16 protein-coding genes are annotated in these 13,815 nt (G+C 70.9%); 11 read left to right on the plus strand and 5 right to left on the minus strand.

The genetic code is table 11. The features are described from left to right. Positions 1-32: 32 nt before the first annotated feature. Together OG247_RS22055 and OG247_RS22060 are read right to left on the minus strand one after the other, a co-directional pair. On the minus strand, positions 33-1,652 hold the full coding sequence (locus OG247_RS22055) for a condensation domain-containing protein (RefSeq protein ID WP_327253853.1): 1,620 nt from the start codon (positions 1,650-1,652) through the stop codon (positions 33-35). A gap of 9 nt (positions 1,653-1,661) precedes the next feature. After that, positions 1,662-2,861 carry a cytochrome P450 gene (locus OG247_RS22060; protein ID WP_327253854.1) on the minus strand — a complete coding sequence of 400 codons (1,200 nt, stop codon included), beginning with the start codon at positions 2,859-2,861 and terminating at the stop codon, positions 1,662-1,664. A 447-nt stretch (positions 2,862-3,308) separates the two neighbouring features. Between OG247_RS22060 and OG247_RS22065 the strand changes: the two genes are divergently transcribed. From OG247_RS22065 to OG247_RS22090, 6 genes are all read left to right on the plus strand, one after another. Then, on the plus strand, positions 3,309-3,485 hold the full coding sequence (locus OG247_RS22065) for a hypothetical protein (protein ID WP_327253855.1): 177 nt from the start codon (positions 3,309-3,311) through the stop codon (positions 3,483-3,485). A 128-nt stretch (positions 3,486-3,613) separates the two neighbouring features. Further along, complete coding sequence (locus OG247_RS22070; RefSeq protein WP_327253856.1) at positions 3,614-4,096, plus strand: hypothetical protein; 483 nt, start codon at positions 3,614-3,616, stop codon at positions 4,094-4,096. An 11-nt stretch (positions 4,097-4,107) separates the two neighbouring features. Beyond that, complete coding sequence (gene fdxA / locus OG247_RS22075) at positions 4,108-4,431, plus strand: ferredoxin (protein WP_327253857.1); 324 nt, start codon at positions 4,108-4,110, stop codon at positions 4,429-4,431. Positions 4,432-4,443: 12 nt separating this feature from the next. Next, a complete protein-coding gene (locus OG247_RS22080) occupies positions 4,444-5,199 on the plus strand; it encodes a thioesterase II family protein (protein WP_327253858.1) in 756 nt (251 codons plus the stop codon). Positions 5,200-5,201: 2 nt separating this feature from the next. Continuing rightward, positions 5,202-5,984: a 4'-phosphopantetheinyl transferase family protein gene (locus OG247_RS22085; RefSeq protein WP_327253859.1), complete on the plus strand. Its 783-nt coding sequence runs from the start codon at positions 5,202-5,204 to the stop codon at positions 5,982-5,984. An 11-nt stretch (positions 5,985-5,995) separates the two neighbouring features. Continuing rightward, positions 5,996-7,153, plus strand: a complete 1,158-nt coding sequence (locus tag OG247_RS22090; protein ID WP_327253860.1) for an epoxide hydrolase family protein — start codon at positions 5,996-5,998, stop codon at positions 7,151-7,153. Between the two features lie 6 nt (positions 7,154-7,159). On the opposite strand, the gene OG247_RS22095 is transcribed toward OG247_RS22090, so the two are convergent. Continuing rightward, entirely contained in the window at positions 7,160-7,348 is a 189-nt protein-coding gene (locus tag OG247_RS22095) for a hypothetical protein (RefSeq protein ID WP_327253861.1), read from the minus strand. A 264-nt stretch (positions 7,349-7,612) separates the two neighbouring features. Between OG247_RS22095 and OG247_RS22100 the strand changes: the two genes are divergently transcribed. Then, a complete protein-coding gene (locus tag OG247_RS22100; protein ID WP_327253862.1) occupies positions 7,613-8,431 on the plus strand; it encodes an isocitrate lyase/PEP mutase family protein in 819 nt (272 codons plus the stop codon). A 127-nt stretch (positions 8,432-8,558) separates the two neighbouring features. On the opposite strand, the gene OG247_RS22105 is transcribed toward OG247_RS22100, so the two are convergent. Further along, a complete protein-coding gene (locus OG247_RS22105) occupies positions 8,559-10,064 on the minus strand; it encodes an MFS transporter (RefSeq protein ID WP_327253863.1) in 1,506 nt (501 codons plus the stop codon). A gap of 102 nt (positions 10,065-10,166) precedes the next feature. Here OG247_RS22105 and OG247_RS22110 point away from each other — a divergent pair, with 102 nt between their 5' ends. Both OG247_RS22110 and OG247_RS22115 read left to right on the plus strand, forming a co-directional pair. Beyond that, the gene (locus tag OG247_RS22110; RefSeq protein WP_327253864.1) at positions 10,167-10,646 is read left to right on the plus strand and encodes a MarR family winged helix-turn-helix transcriptional regulator; all 480 of its coding nucleotides are present in this window, start codon (positions 10,167-10,169) and stop codon (positions 10,644-10,646) included. Between the two features lie 114 nt (positions 10,647-10,760). Beyond that, the gene (locus tag OG247_RS22115) at positions 10,761-11,267 is read left to right on the plus strand and encodes a LysM peptidoglycan-binding domain-containing protein (RefSeq protein ID WP_327253865.1); all 507 of its coding nucleotides are present in this window, start codon (positions 10,761-10,763) and stop codon (positions 11,265-11,267) included. Between the two features lie 82 nt (positions 11,268-11,349). Here OG247_RS22115 and OG247_RS22120 read toward each other — a convergent pair whose 3' ends face one another. Beyond that, positions 11,350-12,102, minus strand: a complete 753-nt coding sequence (locus OG247_RS22120) for a DUF5324 family protein (protein WP_327253866.1) — start codon at positions 12,100-12,102, stop codon at positions 11,350-11,352. Positions 12,103-12,278: 176 nt separating this feature from the next. On the opposite strand from OG247_RS22120, the gene OG247_RS22125 reads away from it, so the two are divergent. Together OG247_RS22125 and OG247_RS22130 are read left to right on the plus strand one after the other, a co-directional pair. Next, on the plus strand, positions 12,279-12,806 hold the full coding sequence (locus OG247_RS22125) for a peptidylprolyl isomerase (protein WP_327253867.1): 528 nt from the start codon (positions 12,279-12,281) through the stop codon (positions 12,804-12,806). Between the two features lie 108 nt (positions 12,807-12,914). Next, complete coding sequence (locus OG247_RS22130; protein WP_327253868.1) at positions 12,915-13,799, plus strand: rhomboid family intramembrane serine protease; 885 nt, start codon at positions 12,915-12,917, stop codon at positions 13,797-13,799. Positions 13,800-13,815 lie beyond the last annotated feature (16 nt).

Genomic DNA, 13,815 nt, shown 5'->3' on the forward strand with positions numbered 1-13,815 from the left:
TACGGCCCGCGCGTCGCGGGCCGTAGCCCTGGTCAGCCCTGGCCGCCGGCCCGTACCGCGCCGATCAGGCGGTCACGGGCGCTGCCGCCGGAGCCGGCCGCGGCGCCCGCGGCCGGGGCGGCGAGCAGCTCGGCGTGTCCGCGTACCGTTCCGGCCCGGAAGATGTCCATCGTCTTGAGGGCGCGGCCGGAGGTCTGGGTCAGACGCTCGACGAGGACGATGAGGAGCAGCGAGTCGCCGCCCACATCGAAGAAGCTGGCGTCATCGGCCACTTCGTCGATCTTGAGGATCTCCTTCCACAGGGAGCGCACGAGCTCGATGCGCGCCTCGGGGGTGGAGACATCCACGGCGGTGGCGGACGGGTCGGACACGGTTTCCTCCAGGGAGTGGGAGAGGGAGAGAGCGCTGCGCCGCAGGTCCGAAAGGAATCCGGCGACGGAGTCGCGCGCGTACAGGGCCTGCGTGTAGTCGACGGAGAGTTCCAGCCGGCGACGGCCGGACTCCTCGTTCAGGCAGACGAAAAGACCGAGGTCGTACTTCATGTGCAGCGACGGCAGCGGCTGGAGCCGGCCCACGACTCCGGGCGCCAGCTCCATGTCCTTCGGAACCTCGGCCATGTTGACCAGCACGGCCGACAGGGGCGGCCAGATGGCATCGCGTTCCGGCTTGAGCGCGGCCGTCACGGCGTCCAGGGGGACGTCGCCGTCCATGAACGCTTCCATCGCGGAGATCCGCGCGGTGCGCAGGAGCTCGCGCCAGGTGGTGGTGTCGTCGAGCGACACCCTGATCATGACGGTGTTCATGAACATGCCGATGGCCTCGGCGACGGCCGGATCGGACCGGCCGGGCCAGCCGAAGGCGAAGAGGAAGTCCCGCTGGCCGCCGGTCCTGGCGAGCGTCCCGGCGAGCAGGGCGACACCGGCCATGAACGGCGTGCAGCCTTCCTCGCCGGCTGCCGCCAGGAGGGCCTCGGTGAGCTCCTCGTCGAACCGCGTGGCCAGGGTGGCCCCGGCCAGGGAGGTGTCGTCGGTGTCCCGGCGGAACGGCACGTCCACCGCGATGGGGGCCCCGGCCAGCCGCTCGACGACGTCCGGCAGGCGGTCGGCCAGCTCGTCGGCCGCCAGCATCGTGACGACCTCGCTGGGGTGCGGCGGCGAGCTGAGCACGGGCTCGAGTCCGGCCGCCGACGCCCGGTAGACCGCGGCGATCTCGGCCATGAGGAGGCTGCGCGACCAGCCGTCGCAGACGATGTGGTGCACGGTGAGGACGAGCAGGGTGGACTGCTCGAGGCGGATCACTTCCGCCCGGACCGGCGCCTCGGTTCCGAGGTCGAAGGGCGTGTAGCACAGGAGCTCGACCAGCCGCTCCAGCTCCTCCCGCGACCATCCTTCCGCCGCGGCGTCGATGAACCCGGCCTCGGCCGGCGCGCCGTCGGTGCGGTACTCGATCCTGCGGTGCTCGATGTCGAGCCGGAACAGGGACCGCAGGGCCGGATGCCGGCCGAGCACCCGCCGGACCGCCGCGACGAGCAGGTCGTGGTCGACGTCCCCGGTGAATTCCATGACGGTGGGGATGAGGCTGGTGGGCCGGAGCTGCTCGACCTGGTCGAGGACCCACAGCCCCTTCTGCGCGGGATTTGCTTCGTACCACACGTGGCATTCCTACTTACGGAGTCGTGCCGTGATGGGCACATGCTTGTAACCGGACGCGAAATTCGAGATCAGCCGTTCGGGCTTGCCGGCCAGCCGGAAATCCTCGTAACGGCCCAGCAATTCCTCGAAGAGGATGCTGATGGTGACCCGGGCGACGCTGTGGCCCACGCAGTAGTGCGGCCCGATTCCGAAGGCGAGGTGCTTATTGGGCTTGCGGCGGATATCGAAGGTGTGGCTGTTCTCGAAGACCTCTTCGTCACGGTTGGCGGCGCCCAGCCAGGCGACGACCGCGTCTCCGGCGGATATCTTCGTGCCCCGCACCTCGGTGTCCCGCGTGGCATACCGCAGAATGTGGTTGACCGGAGAGGCCCAGCGCAGCGCCTCCTCGTAAGCCGTGGTGTGCACCTCCGGGTGGGCCGCCCAGTCGGCCAGCACATCGGTTTCCGTGAATTCGGCCATCACGAAGGTCGGCGCGTGCGGCGTGGTCACGTTGGCACCGAGCAGCAGGCTGTAGCAGTTCGCCACGATCTCGCTGGCGGACATCAGCCGGCCCTCGAAGCGCGTGGAGATCAGCACGCTGAGCAGGTCGTCGCCAAGGTTCTCCCGGCGGTGGCGCATGAGGTCCTGGAAGTACCCGAAGAGCTCCCGGTGGGCCGACTTGAGCGTGGCCTCCTTGCCGCCCTCGTCCTGGAACTCCGGGTCGTCGGCGGCGATGCACACGGTGGTGAGGCGGCTGAGCCAGGCCCAGTCCTCCTCCGGCAGGCCCATCATCGTGCCGGTGACCGACATGGGCAGCCCCAGCATGGCCGCGCCGAAGTCGAAGGAACCGCCGTCGCCGAGCGGTTCGAGCAGGTCGACGACCTTGGGCCGGATCATCTCCCGCTGGCGGTCCACGGCCCGGACGGCCAGGGCCTTCTTCAGCCGGGCCTGCCGTTCGGTGTGCCGCGGCGGATCGGTGACGGCGAGCTGCTGGCCGCCGGCCGGATCATCCGTGCCGAGGAGATCGAGAAGGGTGCCCCGCTCGGAGGTGAAAGTATCGGTGTCGCGCAGGACCAGGTCCGTATCGGCGTACTTCACGACCGACCAGAATCCGCGCTCTTCGTCCACCTGGTGCCAGCCGAGGCCGTCCACCTCGCGCATTCGGCGCCAGATTTCCTGCGTGTTCCCGTCGCTGTAGAGATTCGGGTCGATGAGATCGGCGGATCCCATGTCGACCGGGCATCCGGACGTACGACGAGTTTCTTGGGTGGAGATGACCGAATCCTTTCACTAGGCGCCGGAAACGGCCGGTGAACCGGACTGGCCGGCCTCTGCGGTCGCAGCATGACCGGACTCTACGGTCGGCCGATTGACCCGAGAGAGGACTGGCAAGTAGATGCCACCCGGCGGTCCGCGGAGCCCGGCCGAGCCAACTCCCCACCGCGCCCACGGCCTGGCAATTCGCGGCGGACGGCACGGGAACCGGCCTCCACGGTCCCTTCGGAAGCCCATTGACAACTTTCTCGCCGTGCCTACAAGATTTCGCTCGACCCGCAGCCCGGCATTCCCCGAGCGCCCCCGAGCGTCGGCCTTCCACCCGGACCCGGCGGACGGTTCGCCGCTCCTCGGCGTCGCCTTCCGACAGGCCACCCCCATCGCTTCGAGCGGAGATTCCCCGTGCATGACGACGACCAAGAGGCAGGGCAGACCCGCCAGTCCGCAGACGGCACGCACCGGATGGAGACGTTCGAGCGCCCGGCCGCCCGTACGCCCTTCCGTTCCCACCACCGGACCGGACACACCCCCGACGGCGTCGGCTGCGGCAGCAACGACCCGCTCTCCTGGGGGCTCTGAACAACGCCGGGCGGGTCAGCCGCCCGGTTCGGCAACCGCGCACCCACGGCCCCCGGTACGGCGATCCCGTGCGAGGGCAGGGGACTTCACCGAATCTCACATCGCATCACCGTCGAGGAGAAACCGAAGTGGCCGTCCAGGAAGAACTCTTGGGGACCGCCGATACCGCCGTCGTCGACCCCCTCTCGCTGTACCGGATCGCCGTCGGCCACACACCGAAGGCCGTGGCCCTGCGGGACGCGGTGCGGACGGGCAGGCTGCGCCTGGTCACACCCTCCGTCGCCTTCGCCGTCGCCTGCGCCATGCGCAACTGCTGGGACGAGGAGTGCACCCAGGCCCACCAGGGCGGCACGGGCGTCCCGCTCCGGAAGTTCCAGGAGGGCGGGGGCGTGGAGATCGTCGACCTGAGCCCCGCGGACACGGTCTCCGCCGGACAGCTGTACGCCGGCTGTTCGGACCGCAGGGTCGTGGGCCCGGAGGTCCTGGCGGCCTGCCACTCCCTCCTGCTCGCCACATCGCGGCGCTTCCCGCTCGTTTCGGCGGCACGTGCCGCCTACTGCTACTCGGCCCTCGCTGACGTGGGGACGAGCTACCGCATAGACCTGATCTGAGGAACAGCAGAGTGACCTACGTAATCGCCCAGCCCTGCGCGGACATCAAGGACAAGGCCTGCATCGACGAATGCCCGGTCGACTGCATCTACGAGGGCCGGCGGTCCTTGTACATCCAGCCGGACGAATGCGTCGACTGCGGTGCCTGTGAGCCGGTCTGCCCGGTCGAAGCCATCTTCTACGAGGACGACACCCCCGAGGAATGGCAGGGCTACCGCGAGGCCAACGCGGGCTTCTTCGACGACCTCGGCTCGCCCGGCGGCGCGTCGAAGCTGGGCCTGATCGAGCGCGACCACCCCCTCATCGAGGCGCTGCCCGTGCAGACGCCCGCCTGAGGGGGAGCAGAGATGTCACCGTCACCCTCGGCCTGGCTCAAGTACCTCAATCCGTCCGGCAGTACGCCCGACCGTGCTCCCCAGCTCGTGTGCTTCCCGCACTCGGGAGGCGCGGCAAGCGTCTACCGTCCCCTGGCCCGCGAACTCGAGGGGGACGCTCAGGTCGTCGCCGTGCAGTACCCGGGACGCCAGGACCGCCACGAGGAACCGGTCATCACCGACCTGCACCAGCTGGCCGACCGCACCGCCGAGGCGCTGCGCCGCAATCCCGTCGATGTGCCGCGCGTCTTCTTCGGGCACAGCATGGGCGCGATCCTCGCGTACGAGGTCGCCCAGCGGCTCGGCGACGAGGGCCCGCAGGCACTGATCGCCTCCGGCCGCCCCGCCCCCTCACGGGTCCGTGTCACCACGTCGTACCTGCTGGACGACACGGCGCTCGCGGACCAGGTCGTCCGGCTCGGCGGTACGGCGGCCGAGCTGCTGGAGCACCCGGAGATGCGTTCGCTGCTCCTGCCGCTGATCCGCGGCGACTACCAGGCCAGCGAAACCTACCGGCACCGCGGCGACGCACCACTGAGCTGCACCCTCGTCGCCCTGGGCGGCGACGCGGACCCGGTGGCGACCTTCGACGACCTGAGCGCCTGGTCCCCGCACACCGTGGGCCGGTTCCGGCAGGAGACCCTCACCGGCGACCACTTCTACCTCCAGCACCACTGGCCCGAGGTCGCGGACCTCGTCCGCTCCGTCGCGCCGGTACGGAGCAGCTGATCATGGCGTCCGCCATGGCGCCGGCGATGGTGATGGCGCCGGCGATGGCCGAGGCATCGGAGTTCGGCTTCCGAGAGCGGCCCGAGGCCGTCCGGCGCCGCATTGCCGCGGACACGCGGGCCGGGCTGCCGTCCCTGTGGACCGTGGACGCGGCGCGGCACGGGGCGGCCGCCGCGAGGCTGGCTCCCGGCGTTCTCGGCGAGGAGGAGCTCGGGCGGGCGGCCCGCTTCGCCGGGAGCAGGACGCGCCGCTGCTTTCTCGTCGCACACGTGGCCCTGCGCCTGCTGCTCGGCGCCCGCCTGGGAACCGGGCCCGGCGCCGTCCGTCTGGTCCGGGAGCCCTGCCCCACCTGCGGCGGCCCGCACGGCCGCCCCGCGGTGGACGGCGCGGGCACGCACTTCTCGCTGTCCCACAGCGGCGATCTCGTGCTGGTCGGGATCGCCGGCACACCGGTGGGCGTGGACGTGGAGGAAGTGCCGGCGCTGGACCTCGCCGTCGGCACCTCCACGCTCCTGCACCCCGCCGAGACCGCGGAAGTGGCCGCCGCACCGGATCACGTCAAGCCGAGGGCCTTCGCCCGGGCCTGGGTGCGCAAGGAGTCCTACCTCAAGGGCCTCGGCACCGGCCTGTCCCGTGATCCCTCGCTCGATTACGTGGGCGCCGGGCGGCTGCCCGCGCCGGGCCCCCCGGGCTGGGTCCTGGAAGATGTGCTGGTGCCCCCGGGCCACGTCGCGGCGTTCGCCGTCCGTGCGCCCGGCCACAAGTCGAAGCTGCGGTCGAAGTGAGGATGCGTCGCGTGATCTCCGAAGAGAACGTCACCCCGTTCCGGATCGACATCCCCCAAGCCGATCTGGACGATCTCCACGAACGCCTGGATCGCACCCGGTGGCCGGACGAGATCCCCGGCTCGGGCTGGGCGTACGGAGTTCCGGGCGGGCACCTGAAGGAACTGGTGCGGTACTGGCGGCACACATACGACTGGCGGGCCGCCGAAGCCAAGCTGAACGAATGGCCGCAGTTCACCACCGAGATCGACGGGGCGCACGTCCACTTCGCGCACATACGGTCTCCGGAGCCGGACGCCACCCCGCTGCTCATGACCCACGGATGGCCGGGCTCGATCGTCGAGTTCACCGACGCCGTCGGCCCGCTCACCGACCCGGCCGCCCACGGCGGCGACCCGGCCGACGCCTTCCATCTGGTCCTGCCGAGCATCCCCGGCTTCGGCCTGTCCGGGCCGACCCGGGAGGCGGGGTGGGAATTCCGGCGCGTCGCCGCGGCCTTCGCCGAGCTGATGAGGCGGCTCGGATACGAGCGGTACGGGGTCCAGGGCGGCGACTGGGGCGCGGCCATCTCCCGCGAGATCGGCCGCACGCGGCCCGAGGTGATCGGCGTCCACCTGAATCTGATTCCGAACGCCTACATGGCACGGGAACCGGAACCGGCCGACCTGCTGGGCCTGTCCCCGGAGCAGGCCGCGCGCACCCGGCTCTCCTGGGAGCGGTTCAAGGAATGGGCCCGCGACCGGCAGGGGTACGCGGACATCCAGTCCACCCGCCCGCAGACCCTCGCGTACGGCCTGACCGACTCGCCCGTCGGCCAGCTCGCCTGGATCGCGGAGAAGTTCCACGAGTGGACGGGCTCTCCCGTCGACCGCGACCTGCTCCTCACGAACGTGATGCTCTACTGGCTGACGGCCACGGCGGGCTCCTCGGCGCGTCTCTACTACGAGCGCGCGCACGCCGACTACTGGGGCGCACCGCCCGAGCCGTCGAAGGCGCCCACCGCCCTGGCCCACTTCCCGCACGAGAACTTCGTCCTGCTGCGACACCTCGCCGAGCAGACGAACAACATCGTGCAGTGGACCGAGTTCGACCGGGGCGGCCACTTCGCCGCCCTGGAAGAGCCCGAGTTGCTGGTCGGAGACGTCAGGCGCTTCTTCCGCTCCCGCTGAGCGCGCTCACCGGGTGGGTCTGAGGAACCGGGGGCCTACGGGAGCCGGGCGGCGGGCTTCGCCGTGGGCTTGGCCGTGGGCTTGGGCGTGGGCTTCGGGACGGGCTTGGTGGCCGGCCCAGCCGTCGCCCGGCTTCCAGTCGGCGGCGACGGCGCGGATCCAGACCTCGGGGCCCTCGGCGCCGTTGCGCAGCACCGCCAGGGTGCGACTCCTTGAAGCATTGTCCGGGAAGAGGTGGAGAGTCGCATGCCGCGGTGTCGCTGTCGGGGTTTCGTCCGGTCAGGTCTGCGGGGCTGCTGATGAGAAATCTACGGATCTTGATCGGCCGGAACGTGGGATTGCCGTCCTGGATGCGTAACAGGGAACGGCCCGGTGACCAGCGCACCCTCCGGGCGCCGTCCTCTACCTTTGGGTCGATGTGACGAGCACTTAAGAACGTTATGGCTGAGGAGAGTTCGGATGACCGTGGAAGCCAGGACCACCGAGAAGGCCCTGCGGCTGCGTGAGCTGGGTGCGTCGCTGATCGTTCTCCCCAATGCCTGGGACGCGGGCAGCGCGGCGGTGATCGAGTCGGCCGGGGCGCAGGCCATCGCCACCACCAGTGGTGGCGTGGCCTGGTCGATCGGGCGCGGGGACGGGCAGCACGCGACGGCGCCGGAGATGCTCGCGGTGGCCGCGCGGATCGTGGCGGCCGTGGACGTCCCGGTCACCGTGGACATCGAGGGGGGATACGAGGATGTCGCGGCCACCGTGCGCGAGGTGGTGGCGGTGGGCGCCGTCGGGATCAACCTGGAGGACTCGAAGGCGTCCGACGGTTCGCTCCACACCGCCTCGGAACAGGCCGAACGGATCCGCGCCGCCCGCGAGGCGGCCGCCGGGGCGGGGCTGCCGGAGCTGGTGATCAACGCCCGTACCGACGTCTTCCTGTTCGGGATCGGGGAGGAGTCCGGCCGCCTCGCCGACGTACTGGCGCGGGTGGAGGCGTACGCCGCCGCGGGGGCCGACGGGATCTTCGTGCCGGGGCTGCTGGACCTGGACGCCCTGAGCGAGATCGCGCGGGGCCCGCTGCCGGTCAACGTCCTGGCCGGGCCGGGCGGCCCGTCCGTCGCCGAGCTGGCGAAGGCCGGGGTGCGCCGGGTCAGTGTCGGGACCGGGGTGGCGCAGGCGGCGTACACCGCGGCCCGCGCCGCGGCGGTGGAGGTGCTGGAGCAGGGGACGTACGGGGCGCTCGACGGCGCGGTCGACTACGGCACGCTCAACGGCCTCTTCGTGAAGTAACGGTCTTTTCGTGAAACGGCTGTGGGCCGCTCCGGTGTGCGGAGCGGCCCACAGCCGTGTCCAGGGTCCTCCTCGGTCAGCCCGACCTCGTCCTGCCCGATGTTTCACGTGAAACATCGGGCGGGGGTCACCGGCGCCGGCCGGTCCGCAGCAGGGTTGCCGCCACTACGAGCGCCGTGAGCATCAGGCCGGCTCCGATACCGAAGGCCAGGTGGTAGCCGGAGGTCAGTGCCGCGGCGCGGTCGAGGCCGGTGGAGAGCAGGGAGTCGGTGCGGGCGGCCGCCAGGGTGGAGAGGACGGCGACGCCGAGGGCCATGCCGATCTGCTGGGTGGTGTTGAACAGGCCCGAGGCGAGGCCCGCGTCCCGCTCGTCGGCGCCGGACATGCCCAGCGCGGTGAGGGCGGGCAGGGCCAGGCCGAAGCCGGCGGCCAGCAGCATCACGGGGAGCAGGTCGGTGACGTAGTCGGCGCGGACCGGGAGCCGGGTCAGCAGGCCGAGGGCGGCGACGAGCAGGGCCAGCCCGGCCAGGAGGACGCTCCGTTCACCGAAGCGGGCGTTCAGCGGGGCCGAGGCGAAGAGGGAGACCCCGCCGATGACCACGGCCGCGGGGAGCATCGCCAGGCCGGTCTCGGCGGCTCCGTAGCCGAGCACGTTCTGGAGGTACAGGGCGACCAGGACCTGGAAGGAGAACAGCGCGGCCACCATCAGCATCTGGACCAGGTTCGCGCCGACCACGGTCCGCGAGCGGAAGATCCGCAGCGGTACCAGCGGGGTGCGGGTCTTGGCCTGGCGGGCGGTGAATCCGGCGAGCAGGGCGACCGAGAGGGTGCCGAGGCCGAGGGTGTGCGCGGAGACCCAGCCGTAGCGCTCCACCTCGACGACGGTGAAGATGCCGAGCATCAGGCCCGCGGTGACCAGGAGGGCGCCGATGACGTCGGCTCCGGCGCGCAGACCCAGTCCCCGATCGGTGGGGAGCGCGGGCAGGGCCAGTACGAGGGCGGCGAGCCCTATGGGCAGGTTGATGAAGAAGATCCAGTGCCAGTCGAGGGCATCGGTCAGGACCCCGCCGAGCACCTGGCCCAGGGAGGCTCCGGCAGCCCCGGTGAAGGAGAAGACGGCGATGGCCTTGGCCCGCTCGCGGGGCTCGGTGAACAGCGTGATCAGGATGCCCAGGCTGACGGCCGCGGCCATGGCGCTGCCTACGCCCTGCAGGAACCGGGCGGCGATCAGTACCTCGGGCGAGCCGGCGAACCCGGCGAGCAGGGAGGCTCCGGTGAAGACGCCGGTCCCGGCCAGGAACATCCGCTTGCGGCCGATGAGGTCGCCGAGCCGGCCGGCGAGGAGCAGCAGGCTGCCGAAGGCGATCAGGTAGGCGTTGACGACCCAGCTGAGTCCGGCGGGGGTGAAGCCGAGGTCCTTCTGGATGGCCGGCATCGCGACGGTGACGATGCTGCCGTCGAGGACCGTCATCAGGACGCCGGTGGACAGCACCCCGAGGGCGGTCCACCGGGAGCGCAGCCCGCGCGGGGCTGCCGGGGAGGCAGGGGCGGAGGCGGACCCGGCGCGGGTGGTGGGCGTGGTGGGCGTGGTGGGAGGAGCGGCGGGAGCTGCGGGAGCGGAAGTGGCAGGCATCTGTGTCCCCAGTCGGTGAGCGGCGGGCTGGCGTAGTAAGACCGTATCAGATAGTTCCGTTGCGGACGATCTGTTGAGGACTGAATTGCTAGACTGGCGGCCATGACAGCCATGGCACCCGCCCGGAACGAGCCGGACCTCTCCTTCCTCCTGGACCACACCAGCCACGTCCTGCGCACCCGGATGGCGGTGGCCCTTGACCGGATCGGGCTCACGGCACGGATGCACTGCGTGCTCGTGCACGCCCTGGGGGAGGAGCGGACCCAGATCCAGCTCGCCGAGATCGGGGGCATGGACAAGACGACGATGGTCGTCACCGTCGACGCCCTGGAGAAGGCCGGCCTGGCCGAGCGGCGGCAGTCGAGCACCGACCGCAGGGCCCGCGTCATCGTCGTCACGGAGAAGGGCGCCGCCCTGGCGCAGGAGAGCAGCCGCATCGTGGACGAGGTGCACGCCGACGCGCTCGCCTCCCTCGCGGACGCGGACCGCGAGGCCGTGCTGCGCGTGCTGAACCTGCTGGTGAAGGGCGATCTGGGAACCCCGTCGGAGAGCCCGAGGCCGGCCCGCAGGGCCCGCCAGTAGTAGCCCGGCATCCCCCGGATGGCCCCGTCACAGGGCCGTCCCGGGCCTTCTGGCAGAGAGTGGAACAAGGCACTCAAGCCCAGGGGGGCACCACCATGCCGGAGGCGTACGCACATGGGACTGTTCGACTTCATGAGGTCCGACAAGAAGAAGGAACAAGCCGAGAAGGCCGCACAAAAGGCGGCTGAGCAGGTGCAACAGCAGGCCGCGGACGCCCCGGCGCCCCCGTCCGCGATGCCCGCCGACGCCGGGAGCAAGTACACCGACTCGGCGGCGGCGACCAAGGCGGCCGCCGAGCGCATGGCGGCAGCGGCGCCGCCCAAGGCGGCCCCGGCCCCGCCCAAGGCCGCGGCGGCGCCCCCCGTCGCGCGGCCGGCCCCGCACACACCCACCCCGACGTCCGCCGCGCACAAGGCGGTGCCCGCGGCGCCGATGCCGAAGCCCGCGCCCAAGGCGCAGCGCACGTACACCGTCCGCCCGGGCGACTCGCTCTCCGCGATCGCCCGCCGCGAGCTCGGCAACGAGGGCCGCTGGCGCGAGCTCTACGCGATGAACAAGGGCGTCATCGGCTCGAACCCCGACATGATCCACCCGGGGATGAAGCTCAACCTCCCCGGCTAGCGAGGGGGAACATGAGAGTGGGGCCCGGATCCTCTCCAGGATCCGGGCCCCACTCTCGTGTCACGCTCTCGTCCACGCCGTCTCAGCGGTGCTTGCGCTTCGCGTCCTCCGCGTCGATCCGCTCCTGCGCGGCCTCGGCCTCCTCTTCCAGGCTGGACACGAACTCCGTGCCGGTGTCGCGCTCCTTCGCCGCCGGCTCCTCGTCGAAGGAGGCCGCAGCCTCCTCCCGCGCCGACAGCTCGGTGGCGGCCGGCGGCTCGACGAGCCAGTCCGGGTTCGACTGCTGGTCCCACCAGCGCCACGCGGCGTAGGCCCCGCCGGCGAGGACGCCGACCACCGCCGCGCCCTTGAACCACCGGCCGCAGCGCGCGCGCCGCTCGTGGCTGCGTACGAGCTTCCGGACTTCCTTGGCCGATACCTGGCCTCGCAGCGCCGCGAGCGCCGCCGTCGACCGGGACGCGGCCTCCTCGGCCACCGGCTGGGCCGCCGCGAGGGCGCTCTCCAGCCGCGGCTGCGTGTACTCAACCGTGTGCCGGGCCGCCAGGCGGGTCTGCTTCACGGCATGGGACGCCGCCCGGTCGACATTCGGCGGCACGTGGGCACGCGCCGCCTTGATCCGGGGCTGTACGTGGCAGCCGTACGTCTGGCGGGCTTGTTTGGCAGCCTCGCCGGCCGCGTAAGACACCTTCGGTGCGAGCCGTTCATTTGCTTCGTGGGCGTAATGCACCGCAGCGTGCTTGGCGGATTCCGCGTACGGCGCCACCACTTCCGCTGCGTGCCGCGCCGTATCCCTGGCACTTGATGCTGCCAGGCGCACGCTTTCCTTGCGGGTCACGGGATCCTCCTCCTCGGTGGCGGACACAGTTCACCTTTCCACCCTTTGTCGGATCATGCCTCCCATACCGCCGACCGGCATGCGCGACAGGGCATACGAGTGGACGATTTCCGTCCGGTGCAGCTCTCCGTGGGAGGATCTGAAACCGACAGTGACGACGAGAGGAAGGCAGATCCGTGGCCGAGAAGCTCTACGCCACCCTGAAGACCAACCACGGCGACATCGAGATCGAGCTTCTGCCGAACTTCGCTCCGAAGACCGTGCGGAACTTCGTCGAACTCGCCACCGGTGAGCGCGAGTGGACGCGTCCCACGGACGGCCAGAAGACCACGGACCCGCTCTACGACGGCACCGTCTTCCACCGGGTCATCAGCGGGTTCATGATCCAGGGCGGCGACCCGCTGGGCAACGGCACCGGCGGCCCCGGCTACCAGTTCGCCGACGAGTTCCACCCCGACCTGGCCTTCACCAAGCCCTACCTGCTCGCGATGGCGAACGCCGGCCCGGGCACCAACGGCTCGCAGTTCTTCATCACCGTCGCCCCGACCGCCTGGCTGACGCGCAAGCACACCATCTTCGGCGAGATCGGCGACAAGGCCAGCCGGAAGATCGTCGACGCCATCGCCGCGGGTCCCACCAACCCGCGCACCGAGCGCCCCCTCGACGACGTGATCATCCAGTCCGTCGTCATCGAGAAGCGCTGACCGCAGGGGAACCTTTCGGCCCCGCCCGTCCGTCCTCGATACGTACCGGACGGGCGCGGGCGGATCCGCCGTCCCCGCCGCCGTGTTCTGCGCCGAACGAGGGGACCGATGGACAACGACCGTCTTCCGGGCTGCCACCGGCACCCGGACCGCGAGGCCGGGGTCAGCTGTACGCGCTGTGAGCGGCCGATCTGCCCCGAGTGCATGATCAACGCCTCGGTCGGCTTCCAGTGCCCCGAGTGCGTCCGCGGGGGCTCGGGAACGGGCCACGGCCCCGCGGCCAACACCCCGCGCACCATCGCGGGCGGGGTCGTCGCCGCCGATCCGTACCTGGTCACCAAGATCCTTATCGGGATCAACGTGGCGGTGTTCCTTGCGGGCTTCGTCTTCCCCGGGATGGTCATCCAGCTGGAGCTGCTGGGCCGGTACCGGGAGCAGGTGGGCTGGCCACTCGAAGGCGTCTCCACCGGCGAGTACCACCGGCTGCTGACCTCGGCGTTCCTGCACGTCAAGCTGTGGCACATCTTCGGCAACATGCTCGCCCTGTGGTACATCGGCGGACCGCTGGAGCAGGCCCTCGGCCGGGCCCGCTACCTCACCGTGTACCTGCTGTCCGCCCTGGGCGGCAGCGCCGTGGTCTATCTGCTGACCGAGCCGAACGTCGCGACCCTCGGTGCCTCCGGCGCCGTCTTCGGCCTGCTCGGCGCCACGGTGGTGCTGTTCCGGCGGATGCGGTACGAAATGCGCCCGCTGATCACCATGGCGGTGTTCATGCTGGTACTGACCTTCCTGCCGGGGCTGAACGTGTCCTGGCAGGCCCATATCGGTGGTCTGGTCACCGGTGTGCTGGTCGCGGCGGGCTTCCTGTGGCCCACCAAGGACATGGGCGCGCGGAATCGCAAATTCGTCCAGTGGAGCACCTGTGTGGCGGTGTTCCTGCTGGCCACAGCCCTGATCGCGATCCGGACGGCCGAACTTTCCGCACTCACCTGATCACACCGGCGTCAAC

Source organism: Streptomyces sp. NBC_01244, from assembly GCF_035987325.1.
Classification (GTDB): Bacteria; Actinomycetota; Actinomycetes; order Streptomycetales; family Streptomycetaceae; genus Streptomyces.

Bases quoted from the DNA above. Each gene is read 5' to 3' on its own strand.
- OG247_RS22115 (WP_327253865.1), top strand. From the start codon at position 10,761: ATGGGACTGTTCGACTTCATGAGGTCCGACAAGAAGAAGGAACAAGCC.
- OG247_RS22110 (WP_327253864.1), top strand. From the start codon at position 10,167: ATGACAGCCATGGCACCCGCCCGGAACGAGCCGGACCTCTCCTTCCTC.
- OG247_RS22085 (WP_327253859.1), top strand. From the start codon at position 5,202: ATGGCGTCCGCCATGGCGCCGGCGATGGTGATGGCGCCGGCGATGGCC.
- OG247_RS22060 (WP_327253854.1), bottom strand. From the start codon at position 2,861: ATGGGATCCGCCGATCTCATCGACCCGAATCTCTACAGCGACGGGAAC.
- OG247_RS22080 (WP_327253858.1), top strand. From the start codon at position 4,444: ATGTCACCGTCACCCTCGGCCTGGCTCAAGTACCTCAATCCGTCCGGC.
- OG247_RS22100 (WP_327253862.1), top strand. From the start codon at position 7,613: ATGACCGTGGAAGCCAGGACCACCGAGAAGGCCCTGCGGCTGCGTGAG.
- OG247_RS22130 (WP_327253868.1), top strand. From the start codon at position 12,915: ATGGACAACGACCGTCTTCCGGGCTGCCACCGGCACCCGGACCGCGAG.
- OG247_RS22105 (WP_327253863.1), bottom strand. From the start codon at position 10,064: ATGCCTGCCACTTCCGCTCCCGCAGCTCCCGCCGCTCCTCCCACCACG.